This is a genomic window from Streptomyces sp. TRD_SC_5, from assembly GCF_056836825.1.
The window spans coordinates 1,310,072-1,328,808 of record NZ_JBWZZS010000001.1; the positions used below are offsets into that span (position 1 = coordinate 1,310,072).

Genomic DNA, 18,737 nt, shown 5'->3' on the forward strand with positions numbered 1-18,737 from the left:
TCAGAGCACCTCCATCAGGGGGCCACCGGGGAGCGGGACTCCGAGCAGGTTGTTGAAGACGAAGAAGGTGAGGAGGGAGAGACCGGCCGCGATGAGCGGGTCACGGTCGTAGTGGCGGCTGCCCAGCGCGTACGCCGATCCCCAGAAGAGCAGGGCCCCGGAGACGGGGAAGCCGAGCGGGTCGATGAGCACGGCGTTGCCGAGGAAGACTCCGGCGAGGAGCAGGACCGTACGCCAGTCACTGGGCTCGCTGAGATCGATGTCCTCGCCGCCCTCGGCCTCGCCGCGGCCGCCGCGCAGCACGTCGACGGCGAGGAGTACGGCGACGAGCAGCAGGCCGATGCCGACGACGACCGGGACGGTCTTCGGTCCGACGGGGCCGCGCTGGGTGATGTCGACGTCCATGGTGAGGGCGTCGGTGAGGACGAGGACGCCGAGCAGCAACAGCAGCACGCTGACGCCGATCTCGGAGTGCTCGCGCAGCCATCCGCCGCGACGCGCGGGGGCGGGGGTTTCGGTTCCGGTTTCGGTGGTCACAGCCCCAGCTCCTTCAGCACCGAGTCCACGCGCTCGTCCTGCGCGTCGAGGAAGTCGCCGAACTTCTCGCCGGTCAGGAACGCGTCGTCCCAGCCGTTCTTCTTCATCGACTCCTGCCATTCGGGCGAGTCGTGCAGCTTCTCGACGAGCGTGACGAGCTTGTCGCGCTCGGCGTCGGTGAGTCCCGGCGGCGCCACGATGCCGCGCCAGTTGGTGAAGTCCGTGTCGAGGCCCGACTCGCGCAGGGTAGGGGCGTCGAGGCCCTTCACGCGCTTGGGCCCGGTGACCGCGAGCAGGCGCAGCTCGCCCGACTTGATCTGGTCGAGGTACTCACCGACGCCCGAGACGCCGAAGGCGACCTTGTTGCCGAGGATGGAGGCGAGCAGCTCGCCGCCGCCGTCGAACGGGATGTAGTTGACCGACTTCGGCTCGATGCCCGCGGCCTTCGCCATCAGCATCGGGGCGAGGTGGTCGGGCCCGCCGGGTGAGGAGCCGCCGCCGACGGGGAGCTTGGCGGGGTCCTTCTTCCAGGCGGCGAGGAGATCGTCGATGGTCTTGTACGGCGAATCCTTGCCGACGACGACGATGTCCTGCTCCTCGGTGAGCCGGGCGATCGGGGTCGTGTCGCCAAGTGTCTTGGGCGATTTGTTGGTGTGTACGGCGCCGACGACTCCGAGGCCCATCGACATGGCGAGCTTGCCGTTGCCGTGCTCGCCGACGAGCCGGGTGAGGCCGACGGTGCCGCCGGCGCCCGGCAGGTTGTAGACCTCGATGTTGTGGGTGAGCCCGGCGTCCTCGGCGTTCTTCGCGGCCGTACGGGCCGTGATGTCGTAACCGCCGCCGGGTGTGTTGGGAACCATGAAGCGCAGGCCGGGGATCTGCGTGCCGGTGTCGGCGCCGCTGCCTGTCGTGAGCAGCGGCGGCCCCACCAGTACGAGCAGTGCCGCCCCGAGCAGGGCGAGGGGAGTGCGCATGCGCACCTGGGCCACCACCTGTCCGTTTTAACGGGTTGAACTGGGGATTCACGGAAACTTGTGAAGTGGCCCACATGTTGCCCGCGCGTTAACAAGCTGTCTCCCTTCCGCAATCAACGGACGTTGTGGTCGTTGTGGTCGCGCCCTAGCCTTGCGCGGTGACCAAGGTGCTGGTGGTGGACGACGACTTCATGGTCGCCAAGCTGCACAGCCGCTGCGTGTCCGCGATGGACGGATTTACGGTCGTCGGAGTGGCGCACAGCGGCACCGAAGCGCTGCGCGCGGCCGAGCGACTTCGTCCCGATCTGGTCCTGCTCGACGTATATCTGCCCGATATGGACGGGATCAGTGTGCTGCGCGAGTTGCGTGCGGCGGAGGAGCAGGGCGGGGACAAGCACACCGTGGACGCCCTGTTCATCACGGCGGCCAGGGACGCGGGGGTCATCAGGGCCGCCCTGCGGGCCGGCGCCCTGCACTACCTGATCAAGCCGTTCAACCGGGCGGCTCTTCAGGAGCAACTGCGGCACATGGCGTCGATGCGTACCCGCTTCGACGAGCTCGCCGAGCTGGGCGAGGCACGCCAGGCCGATGTCGACCAGATCTTCGGGACCCGCCCGCCGGGCTCGCGCGAACTGCCGAAGGGCCTCGCGGCGCACACGGCCGAGCTGGTGGAGCGCACCTTGCGCGAGCACCCCGCAGGCCTTTCCGCCGCCGAGTGCGCCGAGTCCGGATCGCTGTCACGCGTCAGCGCGCGCCGCTATCTGGAGTACTTCGCGGGTACGGGCCGCGCCGAGGTGACGCTGCGGTACGGCGGGACGGGGCGCCCGGAGCGCCGCTACCGGTGGGTCGGCTGAGCGGTCGGGCGGCCGGCAGGCCAAAGTACCCTCGGTCAGGCGGATCAGCGGGCGGGGGTACCAGAGAAGTCTGTCGTTGTTCTGATCCGAGCGTTCATCGACTCCCACCGGAAATCATGCTGGACGCAAGCCGATTCAGGCGACGGCCGTTGTGCGGGGATCCCAGAATGGCCGCCGCAGCAGCGCGGTCTGCGAGCGGCGCTACGGGAAGAAGCCGAGCTAGTTACAAGGCCCGTGGCCGCACGGGCCGGTGTGCGAGCAGACCGGGCACGACGGAAAGCGCCCGGCTGAGAAATCTCAGCCGGGCGCTTGTCCGGGTCCCGCACTCCACTGACTGCCCATCAGCGATCAGTAGTCACGCGGTGCGATGCCGCGGACCCGGTGCTTCCTGTCCTGCCGCGGCGACCCGCTCACCGGAGGTGTTCAACAGGGGAGAGTGGTCTTGCCGGCAGCGCCGGTGGCGCCGGTGGTGCCGTCCGCGAACATCGTTGCGGCGGTGCCGTTGCCGCCGGGCTTGCCCGGGCACACCGGACTGGCCGCGCCGCCGGCGCCGCCCGTGCCGCCCGTGTGGCCGCCCCCGGCATTGGAGGCGCCGCCGTTGCCGCCCTTGCCACCGGCGATACCGGCACCGGCATTGCCGGCGCCGCCCACCCCGCCCTTGCCGCCGGTGCCGCCGAGCGCGGCGTCACCGCCGAAGCCGCCGCTGCCACCGTTGCCGTTGGCGCCGCCGGCGCCGCCCGTGCCCCCGGCCCCGCCGACGCTCGCGATGCCGGTGGCGTTGCCACCGGCACCTCCGTTGCCTCCGTTGCCGTTGGCACCCGCGGCGCCACCGGTGCCGCCGAGGCCGCCGATACCGCCGAGGATCCCGACGCCGTTGGCGCCGTTACTGCCGGGGGCCCCGACGCCGTTGTGAGTCCGGGCGCTGCCCGTACCGGGCTGGGCTGAGGCGAGGGCGGGAGTGACGGTGAGGCCGGCTACGGCGATCGCGGCGACCAGGAAGGTCCGGGCGGTGGCCGTGGTGCGCATGGAGCGCATGAGGTACTTCCTTCGGTTTGTGCAGGCGGAGAGATTCTCCGCCTGACAGCCCTCAACGTAGGGAAATACGACGCGCTGCGCACTCTGAAGAATGATCAAATGTCTTTAAATAGACTTAATCATCAAGCTTTGGCCGTAAAAGCCGGCCCTTAAGGCCGTGTTCTGCACGATGAGTTTGAGGAGGGAGGGTTGGCGTTCGTGGGGGGCTGAGCCGCCGATAGCCGGTCACCATGACATCGTTCGCTCGATCACCTACCTCCGCAACGTCCGAACTCTTCAATGCCCTCCAGGCCGGCCCGCCTCAGGACTCCCCACGTCTCGCAGACTGTGCGCGAGGCCGAGGATCTCGCCGTCCACGCGCCGCCCCGGGCGACACCGAGTGGCCTCACCTGGGCTCTCCCGGACGGTCGAACTCGGCGTCGCCGCTGGATGCGCTCGTGTGGACCCGTCTTCCTGAGGCCCTTCTTAGCGTCGTCTTAAAGGGACCATAAGGATGGCCATCACCCGCCCTCAGCAGGGGGTTTCGCAGATTTCTGGGGCTAGCGTGCTGATCGCCGGGGCGGAGTTCAGCCCGTCGGCGCCGCTGCATTTCGGGGGGCTGCGCCGCCGGGCCCGATCTTCGCCCCGTATCCCCGCACACGCTTCCCCATCGCAAGGAGAACGTCCCGATGACCGCTCGTCGCACAGCAGCCTCGATCGCCGCCCTCAGCATCGCGCCGCTCGCGCTGACCGCCCTGTCCGCCGCTCCGGCTTCCGCCCACGGTTCGATGACGGACCCCGTCTCCCGTGTGTCGGCCTGCTACGCGCAGGGCCCGGAGAGCCCCGACTCGGCCGCGTGCAAGGCGGCGGTCGCGGCCAGCGGTGTGCAGGCGTTCTACGACTGGAACGCGGTCAACATCGCGAACGCCGCCGGGAACCACAAGCAGCTGATCCCGGACGGCAAGCTGTGCAGCGCCGGCAACGACAAGTACAAGGGTCTGGACCTGCCGCGCGCCGACTGGCCGTCGTCGAAGCTCGCCGCCGGCAAGCACACCTTCCGCTACAAGGGCACCGCCCCGCACAAGGGCTCGTTCGAGCTGTACATCACCAAGGACGGCTACGACCCGACGAAGCCGCTGAAGTGGTCGGACCTGGAGGAGAAGCCCTTCGCCGACGTCACCGACCCGAAGATGGAGAACGGCGACTACGTCTTCGACGGCACGATCCCGAACAAGTCGGGCCGTCACCTCGTCTACAGCGTCTGGCAGCGCTCGGACAGCCCCGAGGCCTTCTACACCTGCTCCGACGTGGTCTTCGGCAAGGACACCGGCGGTTCGGGCACGGCCCCTGCCCCGGTCGCGTCCGCGCCCACCGAGGAGGACATCGCGGACGGCGCGGACGAGTCGTCGGTGGAGCACAACGGCCACGGCGACAGCGACCACGAGACCGGCGCCGAGGCGACTGCCCCGGCCGCCGGTCAGGACGACGCGGCTCAGGACGATGCCGGCGAGGCTGTTGAGAAGCCGGCGGCCACCGAGGAGCCCGCCGCCAACGCGCCGGAGGCGAACAGCGACGGCGCGCAGCCGGTCACCGCTGCCGCCGACGAGAACCTGGCCGAGACCGGTGGCGACAGCACCACCCCGTACATCGCCATCGGCGGCGCCGCCGCGCTCGCCGTCGGCGCCGCCGTGATGTTCGGCTCGCTCCGCCGCAAGGCCGCGCGCCGCTGACGCGCGCCGACAAGACCGCTGCCGCCCTCACCCCGTTTCCCGGGTGGGGGCGGCAGCCCCGTCTGCTCAGCCGACGGCTGACGCGCAGGTGGTCGGGGTGGCCCGGGCCGGGTCGAGCGCGTTGGCCACCTCATGGAACGCGATCCGGTCGATCAGGCCGATCGCCACATGCTCCGAGAGGTCTACGGGGCACAGGTCCTGGAGCAGGACGTTCCGTACGCCGGGACCGTCCAGGAACTGTGAGCGGTACGGGGTCACCACCTGGTCGTACCGCGTGGCGATGACCGTGTAGCGCACCCCCGGAACGGTGTCGCCGCCCTCGTTGAGCCTGGTCAGGAAGGCGGACCCGGCGACCTGGTCGGCGAGGGACGGGGTCTTGGTGGTCAACAGGTGACCGATGCCCGGGAAGTGGGGCAGGAGCTTGGTGAGCCCGAGAAGAGTGGTGCCGTGGTTGTCGGGCGCGATGCCGATGAGGGCGTTCACCTCGTCGGATCCGCCGAGGAACTTGAGGTAGTGGCGCGGCATCATGCCGCCCTGGGAGTGGCCCACCAGATCGGCCTTGGGGGCGCCGGTCGTGGCGAGCACTTTGTCGACGAAGGTGTCGAGCTGGGCCGCCGACTTGTCGATCGGGCCCAGGCCGTGGAAGAACGGCACGTCGGGGAGCTGCCCGTAGTCGAGGGAGAAGACGCAGTACCCGCGCTTGACCAAGTACGGGGCGAGGCCGAGCCAGTTGTCGACGGAGTTGCCGAAGGTGCCGTGGACGAGGACGACCGGGCGGGGGTGGGCGGCGGACGGCTTGCAGGAGTAGTTGTTCCACCCGCTGGTGGGGGCCTGGGTGGTGGCGCTCGCGGTGGCGGTGGGGGTGAGGGTGGCCGCGATCGCCAGGAGCAGGGCGGCGGCAGGTCTGAGTGCGCGTTTCCAGGGCAGCATCGGGGGATCTCCTTGCGGCTCAAGGGGAGTTGCGATGAGGTGCGCCCTGTGATCCGGATCACAAAGATGTCGTGCTCACGCTAAATTACGCGCGAGTAGTCGAAGAGTGAAGTGACGCGCCGGTAAAAACTGACGAAGAGTCAACCGAGCGGTTACGAGTGACTGCCCCCGTCAGGCAGCGGACCCGCCAGGCCGCCCCGTCAGGCAGCCAGCGACCCCGGAAGTACCGCCCGCGGCCCGAATTTCGCCCGCGCCCGGTCCGCCACCGCCTCGATCCGGCGCGCCTTGTCGTCCGCCGGGTCGAACGTCAGCTGGTGCGCGGCCCCTTCCGCCGAAGTCAGCCCCTCCGCGCGCAGCGCGACGGCGCGCACCCTGGCACGCTGCAGCCCGAGCGAGGCGTAGAGCCCGTACGCCGTGGCGGTCAGCGCCGCCGAGTGGGCCGTCGGCTCCGCCACGGTCCGGGTGCGGGTGGTGGTGGAGCGGTCGGCGTACCGCACGGTGAGGGCGAGCGAGCGGCACACCTGCCCTTCGCCGCGCAGCCTGACCCCCACCTCTTCGGAGAGGGAGAGCAGGGCGCGCCGGTGACGCACCGGGTCCAGCTCGTCGCGGTCGAAGCGCCGTTCGGCGGCGAGCGAGCGGGAGGCCGCGTTCGGGACGACCGGCGTACGGTCGATGCCGCGCGCCCTCTCCTGGAGTTCGCGCCCCGCCCGTACGCCGACGATCCGCTGGAGGGTGGCGAGCGGCGCGTCGGCGACCCTGCCGACGCTGTCGAGCCCGTACGAGCACAGGGTGCGGGCCGTCGCGGGCCCGACGCCGTACAGCGAGGCGACCGGTTTGCGTCCGAGGTACGCCGCGACGGCTTCCGGATCACCGGGTACGGCCAGGGTCTTCCCCGGCGGCGCGTCCTGCGCGGCGGCCCTGGCCAGCAGGGGGTTGGCGCCCACGCCGATCGTGCAGTCGGCGCCGCAGTGCGCGAGGGCGCGCACCCGCAGCAGAGCGGCGAGCCCGGCCGCGTCCCGCCCGAAGTACCGCTCTGCGCCCCGGACATCGACGAGCGCCCCGTCGGGCGGGAGCGCCTGGACGGTGGGGGTGATGTCCTCGATCAGCCCGAGCAGGGTGGGAAGCGCGGCCTCGGACAGCTCGGTCCCCGCCGTGTGGAAGCGTACGTAAAGGATCATCCCGCGCTCCCCGGGCTCGAGTGCCACAGCTTGCGGCCGGTCGGTACGCCTTCGCCCGCGGGCTGGAGGTCCGCCCAGGGGTTCATCTCGTAACCGGTGGGAAGGTGGATGCGCCGGCCGTCGACCTCGCCCTGTCCGGGGGCCTCTTCCACCGGCTCGGCGGGAGCCGCCAGCCGCGCCGCGACCGCGTCGAGTCCGCCCGTACGCCGCAACTCCACCAACTCCGCCAGGTTCCAGGCCGCCGAGCCGACCACGCTGAGGCTGCGCGGCCCGCGCCGCTGCACCACTCCGCGCACCAGCAGCAGCCAGGAGTGGAAGACGGTGTGGGCGCACGCCGCGTGGCTGTCGTCGAAGAAGGCGAGGTCGACCAGGCCCGTACCGTCGTCGAGGGTCGTGAAGATGACCCGCCGCCCCGAGCGGACCGGCGGAGTCTGGGTGGCGGCCTTGGCGCCCGCGACCAGGACGGTCTGTCCGTGTCCGGCCATCCGCAGCCGCTTGGCGGAGGTCGCGCCCAGCTCCTTGAGGAAGTCGTAGTGGTCGGCCATCAGGTGGCGGGAGGCGTCCATGCCGAGGACACCGAGTTCGGCGCTGAGCCGTTCCGCCTCACTGAGGTCGGGGAGCCCCGCCGACGCGGCCTTCTGCCCCTCACCGAGGGAGAGCTGGCCGCCGGACGCCCCGGAAGTCCGCTGCCCGGCGCGGAGTTCGGACAGGTGGAGCAGCAGGTCGCGGCGGTTGGCGCCGAACGCGTCCAGCGCGCCCACCTGCGCGAGCCGTTCGGCGACGGGCCGCCCGGGGCGGGCCCGCTGCCACAGGTCGAGCAGCGAGGAGTAGGGCCGGCCCGCCACGATCCGCGCGGTCTCGGCCTCGCTGATGCCGTGGACGTCCGCGAGCCCGAGACGGATGCCCCACGCCCCCTTCGCGCCTTTCATTCCCTTTCCGCCAGACACCAGTTCGATCTGATGAGCGGCCGCCGACCGGTTCACATCCAGCGGCAGCACCGGCACCCCGCGCCGCCGCGCGTCCGCGAGCAGCAGCCGCTTCGGGTACATGCCGGGGTCGTGCGTGAGCAGTCCGGCGTAAAAAGCCGCGGGGTGGTGAGCCTTGAGCCACGCCGACTGGTACGTCGGCACGGCGAAGGCGACCGCGTGCGCCTTGCAGAAGCCGTACGACCCGAACGCCTCGACGATCTCCCAGGTACGGGCGGTCACTTCGGGCGAGTAACCCCGCTGCCGCGTCCGCTCCGCGAACCAGGTCCGGATCTGCCCCTGGATGTCAGGTTCCGAGAGCCCGCGCCGCATCTGGTCCGCCTCGCCCCGGTCGCAGCCGGTCATGATCCGCAGGATCTCGATGATCTGCTCGTGGAAGACGACCACGCCGTACGTCTCCCGCAGCGCGTCCTCCAGGTCCGGGTGCGGGTAGCGGGCGGGCGCGCGACCGTGCCTGGCCTCGATGAAGGGCCGCACCATGTCGGCCGCGACGGGCCCCGGCCGGAACAGCGAGATGTCGACGACCAGATCGCCGAAGGTCGCGGGCTGGAGCCTGCCGACCAGATCGCGCTGGCCCGGCGACTCGATCTGGAAGCAGCCGAGCGTCTCGGTCGAGCGGATCAGTTCGTACGTCGCCGGGTCGCCCTGCGGCACCTGCTCCGGGTCGTCGAGGTCGAGCGTCACGTCCGCCGCCCGCCGCAGCTCCGCGACCGCGTGCGCCATGGCCGACTGCATCCGTACGCCCAGTACGTCGAGCTTGAGCAGCCCGAGCTCCTCCACGTCGTCCTTGTCGAACTGGGACATGGGGAAGCCCTCGCCACTGGTCGGCATGACGGGCGTGCGGCGCAGCAGCGAGGCGTCGGAGAGCAGTACCCCGCACGGGTGCATGGCGACCCCGCGCGGCAGCGCGTCCAGCGCCTCGACGAGCTCCCACATCCGCCCGTGCCGGTCCTTCTCGGCGGCCACCTCGCGCAGTTCGGGCAGCTCCTCCATCGCGGCGCGGGCGTCGCGCGCCCGGATGTGCGGGAACGCCTTGGCGATACGGTCCACCTCGGCCGGGTCCATGGACAGTGCGGCGCCCACGTCCCGTACGGCATGACGCACCCGGTACGTCTCGGGCATCGCGACGGTCGCGACCCGCTCGGCGCCGAAGCGGCCGATGATCGCGCGGTAGACCTCCAGGCGGCGGGCGGACTCGACGTCGATGTCGATGTCGGGCAGCGCGGAGCGCCGTTTGGACAGGAAGCGCTCCATCAGCAGGTGGTGTTCGACGGGGTCGGCGTGCGCGATGCCGATGAGGTGGTTGACGAGGGAGCCGGCGCCGGAGCCGCGCGCGGCGACCCGGATGCCCATGTTCTTCACGTCGTCGACGACCCCGGCGACGGTGAGGAAGTAGGAGGCGAAGCCGTGGTGGGCGACGATGTCCAGCTCGTGGTGCATCCGCTGCCAGTACTCACGGGCCCGCGGCCCGCGGTCGTAGCCGCGCAGCACCATGCCCGCGGCGGCCCGGGACTCCAGTACGCGCTGCGCGGTGCGGCGGCCGGCGCCGACGAGGTGCGGCTCGGGGAAGTGGACGGTGCCGAGCCCGAGGTCGTCCTCTGGGTCGACGCGGCAGGCGGCGGCGGTCTCCTCGGTCAGGGTCAGCAGCCGGTGGGCGACATCACGACGGAACCCGGCGGCCTCCGCGACCAGCTCGGCGATGCGCGCCATCTCCTGCGCGCTCTTGAGCGAGCGCTCCCCGCTGTCGAGGGGCCCGCGCGGATCGATGGGTACGAGTCTGCGAGCGGCATCCAGTACGTCGGCGACCGGACCGAGCCCCGGTTCGGCGTACCGGACGGCATTGGTGAGCACAGGCGGGACACCCTGTTCGGCGGCGAGGCCGAGGGTGCGGGCGGCCAGTCGCAGCGAGCCGGGGCCCGTGCCCGTACGGCCGTGGTGGACGACTTCGAGGCGCAGGGCGTCGCCGTAGATCTCCCGCCAGGGCGCGAGGAGCGTGGCGGCGCGGTCGGGGCGGCCGGCGGCCAGTGCCCGGCCGACGTCGGAGCCGGGGCCGAGGAGCACGGTGAGTCCGTCGCCGTGATTGCGCTCCCGGTCGAGGACGGGGTTGCGCCCGCCGGCTTCGTGGGAGGCGGTGATCAGCCGGCACAGATCGGCCCAGCCGGCGGCGCCGTCCCGGGCGAGGAAGGTGGCGCGGGGCGCGGACTCGTCGACGAAGGCCCCGCCGCGTACCGGCGTGCGCTGCCGCTGCGTACGCCCCTCTTCGCGGCTACGCTCCCCCGGCCCCAGTGCCAGCTCCGCGCCGAAGAGCGGCCGGATGCCCGCCTTCGCGCAGGCCTTGGCGAAGCGGACCGCGCCGGCGACGGTGTCCCGGTCGGTGAGGGCGAGAGCGTCCATGCCGTGCTCGGCGGCGCGCTCGGCCAGCCGCTCGGGGTGAGAGGCGCCGTAGCGCAGGGAGAACCCCGAAACGGTGTGCAGATGCGTGAACGCGGGCATCGCACCTCCTGAGTCCCCTGAATCAATCCTGCTCTCACCTCCCCCATCTCCACCATAGACCAAGTTTCGAACGTGCGTGCGATACCCGTGTCCTCAGCCATTCGGCCCGGCCCCACCTGCGCAAACTCCTCAGGCCGCCGAGCGTGGGGGCATGACTTTCGTCGACGAGGTGAAGAACGCCGTCACGCCACGGGCCGCACTGCTCGTGATCGGTGTGCTGGCGTTGCAGCTGCTGTTCATCGCGTCCTACGTGGGAGCGCTGCACAATCCGAAGCCGAAGGACGTCCCCTTCGCCGTCGTCGCGCCCGAGCAGTCGGCCGCACGGCTCGTCGAGCAGCTCCGGACCCTGCCCGGTGATCCGCTGGATCCCCGTACGGTCGCGGACGAGGCCGCGGCCCGGCGGCAGATCATGAACCGGGACATCGACGGCGCCCTGATCGTCGACCCGGCCTCGAAGACCGACACCCTGCTGGTCGCCTCCGGCGGCGGCACCGTGCTGTCCTCGGCCCTGACCGCGCTCGTCACCAAGGTCGAGGCGTCCCAGCAGCGGGAAGTACGGACCGTGGACGTGGCCCCGGCCTCCGCGCAGGACTTCGACGGGCTCTCCGCGTTCTACCTGGTCGTGGGGTGGTGCGTCGGCGGCTACCTCTGCGCCTCGATCCTGGCGATCAGCGCGGGCTCACGGCCCGCCAACGGACAGCGGGCCGTGATCCGGCTCGGCGTCATGGCGCTGTACTCGATCGCGGGCGGGATCGGCGGAGCGATCGTCGTCGGCCCGATCCTGGGCGCCCTGCCCGGCAGCATCATGGCGCTGTGGGGCCTCGGCGCCCTGGTCGTCTTCGCCGTCGGGGCGATCACGCTCGCACTCCAGGCGCTCACCGGCATCGTGGGCATCGGCCTGGCGGTACTGCTCGTGGTGATCGCGGGCAACCCGAGCGCGGGCGGCGCGTTCCCGCTGCCGATGCTGCCACCGTTCTGGGAGGCGATCGGGCCCGCCCTGCCGCCGGGCGCGGGCACGTGGGCGGCGCGCTCGATCGCGTACTTCAAGGGAAACGCGGTCTTCGGACCTTTCATGGTGCTGGCCGCCTGGGCGGTGGTCGGCAGCGCCGTCACCCTGGTGATGGCCTCCCTGCGCCGCAGCCCGGACGCATCCGATTCCCACCCCGTCGGCACTTGATCCAGCCCACCCGGCGTTTGAGAACCGGGGTTCGGGGCGGAGCCCCGGGATGCGGCGCAGCCGCGAAAGGCCCCGCCCGGCACGCACGCACGCGCACCGAACGGGGCCCCGGTCAGCCGACCGAGCCAGGGCCGGAGCCCGGGCCGGAGCCAGACGCTCAGCCGATCTCCGCCCCCAGCGCAGCAAGTGCCGCCGGCACCGGCTGGAAGAACGTCTCCCCGCCCGACGTGCAGTCACCGCTGCCGCCCGACGTGAGCCCGATCGCCGTGTCACCCGCGAAGAGCGAGCCGCCACTGTCGCCGGGCTCGGCGCAGACCGTGGTCTGGATGAGCCCGTTCACGATGTCGCCGTTGCCGTAGTTGACGGTCGCGTCGAGCGCCGTGACCGCGCCGTCGCTCACCTGCGTGGTGGAGCCGCTGCGCGTCACCGCCATGCCGACGGTCGCCTCGCCCGCCTTGGTGATCGGCTGCGTACTGCCGTTGTAGAGGTTGACCTCGCTCGGGTGCTCGACCCCGTCGTCGTACTTCACGAGCGCGAAGTCGTTGCCTGGGAAGGTGGACGCGGCCATCGTGCCGAGCGCGCCGCCCGTGGAGTCGGTCCACCGGCTGCCGGCCTGCCCGCAGTGACCCGCCGTGATGAAGTGCGGGGCCCCGTCCTTGACCACGTTGAAGCCGAGCGAACACCGCCCGCCGCCACTGAGAATCGCGTCACCGCCCGCGATGAGCGGCTTGAACTCCCCGGCCGACTTCTTCAGTTCCGCCTTCTCGCCAAGCGCGCCGACGACCTTCTCCAGCTTCGCCCACGCGTCGCCCTTGACCGTACGGTCGGCCGTCACGACGACCTTGTTGGTGACCGGGTCGGTGGCCCACGCGGTGCCGGGAATGGTGGCCTTGTCGGTGAGGGTGCTCCGTACGGCCGTCAGCTCGGCCAGCGAGTTCTCGACGATTCTGGCCTTGCCGCCCGCCTTCCGTACGCCCTGGGCGGCCGCCTCGTCCACGACGTTGACCACGAGCGCCTTGGACTTGCTGTCGTAGTACGCCCCTGCCGCGTCGCCGCCCAGGATCGAGTCGAGGTCCGAGGCGAGCCGGCCGGCTCCTGTCGCCGACAGCGTCTTGACGGTGTACTGAGGGGTTTCCTCGCTGGCGTTCGCAGTCTGGAAGGTGACTCCCGCTGCCACCATGGCCGCGATACCCGCTCCCGCGATTGCCACACGCCGCTTGGCTATGCGTCGGTGCTTCACGTAATGACCTCCTGTGGGGGGTTCGGCCCTGCAAAGTGGGGGGCAGGTCCGAGTACGCCCACTATTCCGAGGCTGATCGGTAGCACACAAGGTCGACTTCAGGACGCGCACACGACAACCTCCGCGCGCGCCCCATGTCTTTACAAGCCGGGCACAGCCTGTGCCGGTCACGTTCGCGAACACCGCGTGCGACCACCCGGGCAGCAGCGGGTGAGGACTAGTCCTGTCCGGTATTCGCCCCTGCGGACCGGATTCCGGCGGCACGGGTGCGAATTGCGGCAACTCATGTGGCGCCAGGGGCGGTTGTGGTGCCCGCACGCAACGATGAGTCCCCGCCCGGTCGACCGGGCGGGGACTCGTCTGCTGCTGGCTGCAGTATGCGGGCTCAGGTCCTCCTAATAGACGCTGACGCCGTACGCGCTCAGGGCTTCGGTGACCGGCTGGAAGAAGGTCGTACCGCCGGAGGAGCAGTTGCCGCTGCCGCCCGAGGTCAGACCGATGGCGCGGGTGCCGGAGTAGAGCGGGCCGCCGCTGTCGCCGGGCTCGGCGCAGACGTTGGTGCGGATCATGCCGTAGACGACGTCGCCGCCGCCGTAGTTCACCGTGGCGTTGAGGCCGGTGACGGAACCGCTGCGGGTGCCGGTGGTGGAGCCGCGGCGGGTGACGGACATGCCGACGGTCGCGTTGGCCGCGCTGGTGATGTCCTGGTTGCCGACGGTGCCCGGGTGCGAGAGCGAGGTGTTGCTGTACCGCACGAGGCCGTAGTCGTTGCCCGGGAAGCTGGATCCGGCCGTCGGGCCGATGCTCGTGGTACGGGAGGAGTTGGTGTACCAGGGCGGGTTGCCGTCGGTGCAGTGGCCGGCGGTCACGAAGAAGTACGTACCCGCGCTGTTGCGGACGTTGAAGCCCGCCGAGCAGCGCCAGCTGGTGGCGTATATCGCGTCGCCGCCGGCGAGAAGCTTGGAGAACTTGCCGGGGGTGCGCTCGACGCGGAGGGCGCCTGCGTTCGCCCCGGCTTCGCGCCTGATCTTGGCGATCTCGGCGGCGGAGACCGTGCTGTCGACCGTGACGACCAGGGCGTTCTTCGCCTTGTCGATATGCCAGGCGGTACCGGCGACATCGGCTTCGAGGACCGCGTCACTCGCGGAGGTGAGCTGGTTGGCGCTGTACGTACGGGTCGTGTCGGCGCTCGCGTTCGGTACGGCGAGCGCGGCTGCGGCGACGAACCCTGTCGTGACGGCGATCAGGCGGGATCGTCTCGCGATGCCGCTGCGGGGGGTAGTGCGCTTGATCCTCACTTTTCGTTCCTCCCGAGGGGAAGTAGGGAGCCCGCTCGTGGGGTGAGACGGGCCCGTGAGGCGCAGTCAGTGAACCGGTCCGCATTACGGACACGTTGTGCCCCTGACAAGCGCTGCTCGGGAGTATTGGGGCCGTCAACTGCTCGCGCAAGGGCGCCTTTCGGCCGACGGGCCCCACACGGCACCCGGCCCCGGCGGCGCGGGGCTGCCGGGGCGGGGCGGCGGTCGTAGGTACGCGGCCGGTACGTCGGTATGTCGCCGGTACGTCGCGAGGCCCCCGGGAGGGTCAGCGATCGCCCCCCGCACGGAGGCGCCGCTCCCCCGCCGGAAGCGCGACCGACAGCGTGTTGCCCGGCGGCGGGAACGGACAGATGAAGTGGTCGGCGAAGGCGCACGGCGGCAGCAGCGCCCGGTTGAAGTCGACGGTCACCGTGCCGTCGGCCGCCGGCGCGGGCGGCCGCAGGAAGCGGAAGCGGTACGTACCGTCTCCGCTGCTCGCGTCGGCGAAGACGGCCCAGAGCGAGCCGTCGTCCTCGATGGCGACCTGGAGCGTGTGCTCGCCGCCGTCGATGTCGAAGGCGATCTCCCCGGCGAGACCGAGCCCGCGCTCGCGCCCGTCCGCGTTCTCGATCTGGATGGTCGTGCGCCCTTCGGCGTACGGACGGAAGTGGCCCGGCAGCACCCACTTCGCGTCGTACGGCGTCACTTCCATGCCCGTGAAAGCACGCCGCGCCGGCGACTGGGGGTCGAAGACGCGGACCGCCCACAGTCCTTCGCGGCGCAGCACGACCAGCCGCCGTCCGGCGGCCTCGACGCGGGACTCCGGGATGGGCCCGGTGTCGGCGGTCAGCGGGACCTCGCCGGCCAGGGCCTCCCCGTCGACAGTGATCTTGTCCTCGGGCGAGGCGGACAGGACCACCTCGTCGCCGTCGGCCGTCCACTGGCCCGGCACGTCCGGAATTCGACCTTCCGGGTAGTCGGAGAGCCAGTGGGTGCCGGTGAGCGAGAGCGGACCGTACGGCGCGGAAACCGTCTCGGTGCGCTGCTCGTGCCAGTGCTTCCAGTCCTGCTGAGGATCTGTGCTCATGCGCCCAACCTTTCCACACGGGCGCTACGGGCAGGGGGAGCCCGAGGTGCTCGCGCAGCGCCGGCTTCAGCAGTCGCAGCCGCAGCACTCACAGCACCCGCAGCAGCCTTCACCGCAGCTCCCGCAATCCCCGCAGCATCCGCAGCAGTCCCCACAGCTCTGGAAGGGCGCCTGGCGGTTCTCGCGGGACCACGGGTCCTGATAAGTGCCGCAGCACAGCTGGCACGTACAGGCGAGGCCCAGCCACACAGCGCAGCCGGCGAGAGTGCCGCGCCGGTCACGCCGCGGCGGCTCCGGGGGCGGTGGGCCTTGCGGGCCGGGTCCCCCCGGACCCGGGGCGTACGGATTCGGGGCGTACGGACCAGGCGGGGCGTACGGATTCGGGACGTGCGGGCCGGGCGGGCCGTAGGGCCCCGGCTGGTGGGCGCACGTCGCGCCGAACGCCCGGTCCACGGACCGCCCCAGCTCGTGCGCCAGCAGTACGTGCGCCAGCCTGGCGTCCGTGAATCGCGCGTCCCGCAGCGCCAGCCGCACTCCACGCACCGCGTCGTCGCACAGCCGTCGCGCCTCCACCAGCCCCGTGCCGGTCGCGGTCAGCGGGTTCCACGCACCCGACGCGGCGTCAGCTTCCAGGTCCTCCACGGCATCCAGCAGATGTGCGAGCCGCCCGAAGAGGCGGCCCGCCTCCGCGAGCGGCGCCGCGTTCTCCGGCCGGCCCGCCAGTACGGCGGTGTGCGCGAAGGCAGCGGCGGTCGCCGTCTCGGCCGGCTCGGTGACCGTGAGGACGGAGGTGCCAGGCCCCGCCAGCGCCTCGATCCCGGTCTGCCGGTCCACCGCGTCGACCAGCAGCGCGGTGTCGAAGCCCAGCGAGGCGCCCGTACGCGCGCCCGCCCTGTCCCAGCTCGCGGCGACCCGCCGCGCGGCCGCGGCCACCGGCCTGCGGGCCAACACCCCGTCCCGGTCGGCGACGTGGTCCCGTACCTTCGCCGAGGCCAGTACGAGCGAGACGGCCGCCGCGAGCCTGGCTCCCTCGCCCTGGGCCACGGGAGCGGTGCGCATCGCGCGCAGTGGACAAGGACCGGCGGTGCGCCGCCACCCCGTTGCGCGCTCGGACTGAGCCTCCGTCAGAACCGAGACGATCAGGCCGTCGTAGTTGGTCACGACCCTCGCGAGCTGCCCGTGATCCCCGCGAAGTGCCAGGCAGAGCCCGCACAGATGAGCCATCCACTCGGTCCTGAGCCCCTCTGAGAGCCGATGACTGCAAGGCCTGACTATTCCGAACAAGGCGCTTCTCCAGGAGGCATGAGAGGGTGCGGCCCGCATCGTATCGAGGCGGTTTCGGTGGCCCGCGTTCACCCGTCCGTCCCCCTCGTCACCCGTGTGGCCCGACGGTCGTATTTTTCACTCTGTCAGCAGCCGGACACAGTAGGAACCTTGACGAATCGCCACAACTTCTGCACCAGTACCGTCACGAATCCCCTGCGCGGCGACTATCCACTTGGCGCGGAATCCGCATGATGGACGACCATAGGGGGAGCGGTACACAGACCGACCGCGGTGAAAGGAGGCGTCCCATGGGATCGGTGCGCAAGGCCAGTGCCTGGCTCGGGCTCGTCGAGGACAGCGACGACGACCGCTACTACGACGACGAGTACGCCGAGGGAAACAACGAGAGGGCCGAGCCCTGGGTCACGGACCCGAGGATCAGGGCCGTCTCCGAGCCGGCCGACGACAAGGCCCCCAGGATCGCCACCGTCACCCCGGACGGCTTCCGGGACGCGCGTGGCATCGGCGAACTCTTCCGGGACGGGGTCCCGGTCATCATGAACCTCACGTCCATGGAGCCCTCCGACGCCAAGCGCATCGTCGACTTCGCCGCCGGCCTCACCTTCGGCCTGCGCGGTTCGATCGAGCGCGTCGCGAACCGGGTCTTCCTGCTGAGTCCCGCCGACACCGAGGTCGTCAGCGGTGAGGCCGCGGGCCGCGAGTCGAGCGGCTTCTTCAACCAGAGCTAATGGGCGGGGCCGCTCACCGGAAGGCATCCAGGCCGGTGAGCGCCTTGCCCAGTACGAGCTGATGCATTTCGACGGTCCCCTCGTAGGTGAGCACCGATTCGAGGTTCGTCGCGTGCCGCATCACCGGGTACTCCAGCGAGATCCCGTTCGCGCCGAGAATCGTCCTGCTCGTACGGCAGATCTCGATCGCCTCGCGCACATTGTTGAGCTTGCCGAAGCTGACCTGCTCGGGCCGCAGCCGCCCCGCGTCCATGCGCTGCCCGAGGTGGTGGGCGAGCAGGATGCCCTTGTGGAGTTCGACCGCCATGTCGGCGAGCTTGGCCTGGGTGAGCTGGAAGCCGCCGATCGGCTTTCCGAACTGCTCACGCGTCTTCGAGTAGTCCACCGCCGCCTCGAAGCTGGCGCGGGCGGCGCCCATCGCACCCCACACGATTCCGTACCGCGCGTGACTCAGGCAGCTCAGCGGCCCCTTCAGCCCCGTGACATCCGGCAGTACGGCGTCGGCGGGCAGCCGCACCTCGTCCATGACCAGCTCGCTGGTGACCGAGGCGCGCAGTGACCACTTGTGCTTGATCTCGGGCGCCGAGAAGCCGGGGGCGTCGGTCGGTACGACGAAGCCGCGAATCCCGTCGTCCGTCTGTGCCCAGACGACGGCGACGCCGGCCACCGACCCATTCGTGATCCACATCTTGCGGCCCGTCAGCACCCAGTCGGTGCCGTCCTTCTTCGCGTACGTCCGCATCCCGGCCGGGTCGGAGCCGTGGTCGGGCTCGGTCAGGCCGAAGCAGCCGATGATCTCGCCCGCGGCCATGCCGGGCAGCCAGCGTTGCTTCTGCTCCTCGGAGCCGAAGCGGTGGATCGCGTACATGGCGAGCGAGCCCTGCACGGAGACCAGGGAGCGGATGCCGGAGTCGGCGGCCTCCAGCTCCAGGCAGGCCAGGCCGTACTGCACGGCGGACGCGCCCGCGCAGCCGTAGCCCTCCAGGGACATGCCCAGCGCGCCGATCGAGCCGAGCTCGCGGGCCAGTTCGCGGATGCCGGGGAGTTCGCCGCGCTCGTACCAGTCGGCGATGTGCGGCAGGACGCGGTCGGCGGCCCACGTGCGTACGGTCTCGCGGATCGCGAGGTCTTCGGGCGCCAGCAGATCGTCGATGCCGATCGGGTCGCTGGGGTCGAACGGCGGAAGCTTCGAGGTTGCGGACATTCCTGGCCCTCCGGCGGCTG

The 18,737-nt window shown here is 71.1% G+C and carries 15 protein-coding genes; 4 read left to right on the forward strand and 11 right to left on the reverse strand.

Annotation, left to right across the window (positions count from 1 at the left end; translation table 11 throughout):
* Entirely contained in the window at positions 1–537 is a 537-nt protein-coding gene (locus AC1P0E_RS06140; RefSeq protein WP_482741126.1) for a tripartite tricarboxylate transporter TctB family protein, read from the reverse strand.
* Positions 534–1,517: a Bug family tripartite tricarboxylate transporter substrate binding protein gene (locus tag AC1P0E_RS06145; RefSeq protein WP_482741127.1), complete on the reverse strand. Its 984-nt coding sequence runs from the start codon at positions 1,515–1,517 to the stop codon at positions 534–536. Before AC1P0E_RS06145 ends, AC1P0E_RS06140 begins: the two co-directional genes overlap by 4 nt.
* A 152-nt stretch (positions 1,518–1,669) precedes the next feature.
* Here AC1P0E_RS06145 and AC1P0E_RS06150 point away from each other — a divergent pair, with 152 nt between their 5' ends.
* Positions 1,670–2,365 (forward strand): response regulator, encoded by a 696-nt coding sequence (locus AC1P0E_RS06150; RefSeq protein WP_482741128.1) that lies wholly within the window; start codon positions 1,670–1,672, stop codon positions 2,363–2,365.
* A 423-nt stretch (positions 2,366–2,788) separates the two neighbouring features.
* Here the strand turns inward: AC1P0E_RS06150 and AC1P0E_RS06155 are convergent, their stop codons facing one another.
* Entirely contained in the window at positions 2,789–3,400 is a 612-nt protein-coding gene (locus AC1P0E_RS06155) for a hypothetical protein (RefSeq protein ID WP_482741129.1), read from the reverse strand.
* A 668-nt stretch (positions 3,401–4,068) separates the two neighbouring features.
* Between AC1P0E_RS06155 and AC1P0E_RS06160 the strand changes: the two genes are divergently transcribed.
* On the forward strand, positions 4,069–5,109 hold the full coding sequence (locus AC1P0E_RS06160; RefSeq protein WP_482741130.1) for a lytic polysaccharide monooxygenase auxiliary activity family 9 protein: 1,041 nt from the start codon (positions 4,069–4,071) through the stop codon (positions 5,107–5,109).
* Positions 5,110–5,175: 66 nt separating this feature from the next.
* On the opposite strand, the gene AC1P0E_RS06165 is transcribed toward AC1P0E_RS06160, so the two are convergent.
* The 3 genes from AC1P0E_RS06165 to AC1P0E_RS06175 form a co-directional block, all read right to left on the reverse strand.
* Positions 5,176–6,039: an esterase/lipase family protein gene (locus AC1P0E_RS06165; RefSeq protein ID WP_482741131.1), complete on the reverse strand. Its 864-nt coding sequence runs from the start codon at positions 6,037–6,039 to the stop codon at positions 5,176–5,178.
* Between the two features lie 200 nt (positions 6,040–6,239).
* Complete coding sequence (locus AC1P0E_RS06170; protein ID WP_482741132.1) at positions 6,240–7,217, reverse strand: DNA polymerase Y family protein; 978 nt, start codon at positions 7,215–7,217, stop codon at positions 6,240–6,242.
* Positions 7,214–10,696: a DNA polymerase III subunit alpha gene (locus AC1P0E_RS06175; RefSeq protein ID WP_482741133.1), complete on the reverse strand. Its 3,483-nt coding sequence runs from the start codon at positions 10,694–10,696 to the stop codon at positions 7,214–7,216. Before AC1P0E_RS06175 ends, AC1P0E_RS06170 begins: the two co-directional genes overlap by 4 nt.
* A gap of 151 nt (positions 10,697–10,847) precedes the next feature.
* Between AC1P0E_RS06175 and AC1P0E_RS06180 the strand changes: the two genes are divergently transcribed.
* The gene (locus AC1P0E_RS06180; protein WP_482741134.1) at positions 10,848–11,873 is read left to right on the forward strand and encodes a DUF3533 domain-containing protein; all 1,026 of its coding nucleotides are present in this window, start codon (positions 10,848–10,850) and stop codon (positions 11,871–11,873) included.
* Positions 11,874–12,030: 157 nt separating this feature from the next.
* Here AC1P0E_RS06180 and AC1P0E_RS06185 read toward each other — a convergent pair whose 3' ends face one another.
* The 4 genes from AC1P0E_RS06185 to AC1P0E_RS06200 all read right to left on the reverse strand — a co-directional run bounded on the left by AC1P0E_RS06185 (position 12,031) and on the right by AC1P0E_RS06200 (position 16,782).
* Complete coding sequence (locus tag AC1P0E_RS06185; RefSeq protein WP_482741135.1) at positions 12,031–13,113, reverse strand: S1 family peptidase; 1,083 nt, start codon at positions 13,111–13,113, stop codon at positions 12,031–12,033.
* Between the two features lie 395 nt (positions 13,114–13,508).
* Positions 13,509–14,411 carry a S1 family peptidase gene (locus AC1P0E_RS06190; RefSeq protein ID WP_482741136.1) on the reverse strand — a complete coding sequence of 301 codons (903 nt, stop codon included), beginning with the start codon at positions 14,409–14,411 and terminating at the stop codon, positions 13,509–13,511.
* A 286-nt stretch (positions 14,412–14,697) separates the two neighbouring features.
* Positions 14,698–15,498: a DUF1684 domain-containing protein gene (locus AC1P0E_RS06195; RefSeq protein WP_482741137.1), complete on the reverse strand. Its 801-nt coding sequence runs from the start codon at positions 15,496–15,498 to the stop codon at positions 14,698–14,700.
* A 66-nt stretch (positions 15,499–15,564) separates the two neighbouring features.
* Positions 15,565–16,782, reverse strand: a complete 1,218-nt coding sequence (locus tag AC1P0E_RS06200) for a DUF5685 family protein (protein ID WP_482741138.1) — start codon at positions 16,780–16,782, stop codon at positions 15,565–15,567.
* Between the two features lie 290 nt (positions 16,783–17,072).
* On the opposite strand from AC1P0E_RS06200, the gene AC1P0E_RS06205 reads away from it, so the two are divergent.
* Positions 17,073–17,513, forward strand: a complete 441-nt coding sequence (locus AC1P0E_RS06205; RefSeq protein WP_482741139.1) for a cell division protein SepF — start codon at positions 17,073–17,075, stop codon at positions 17,511–17,513.
* 13 nt (positions 17,514–17,526) lie between these two features.
* Here AC1P0E_RS06205 and AC1P0E_RS06210 read toward each other — a convergent pair whose 3' ends face one another.
* On the reverse strand, positions 17,527–18,717 hold the full coding sequence (locus tag AC1P0E_RS06210) for an acyl-CoA dehydrogenase family protein (protein WP_482741140.1): 1,191 nt from the start codon (positions 18,715–18,717) through the stop codon (positions 17,527–17,529).
* Positions 18,718–18,737 lie beyond the last annotated feature (20 nt).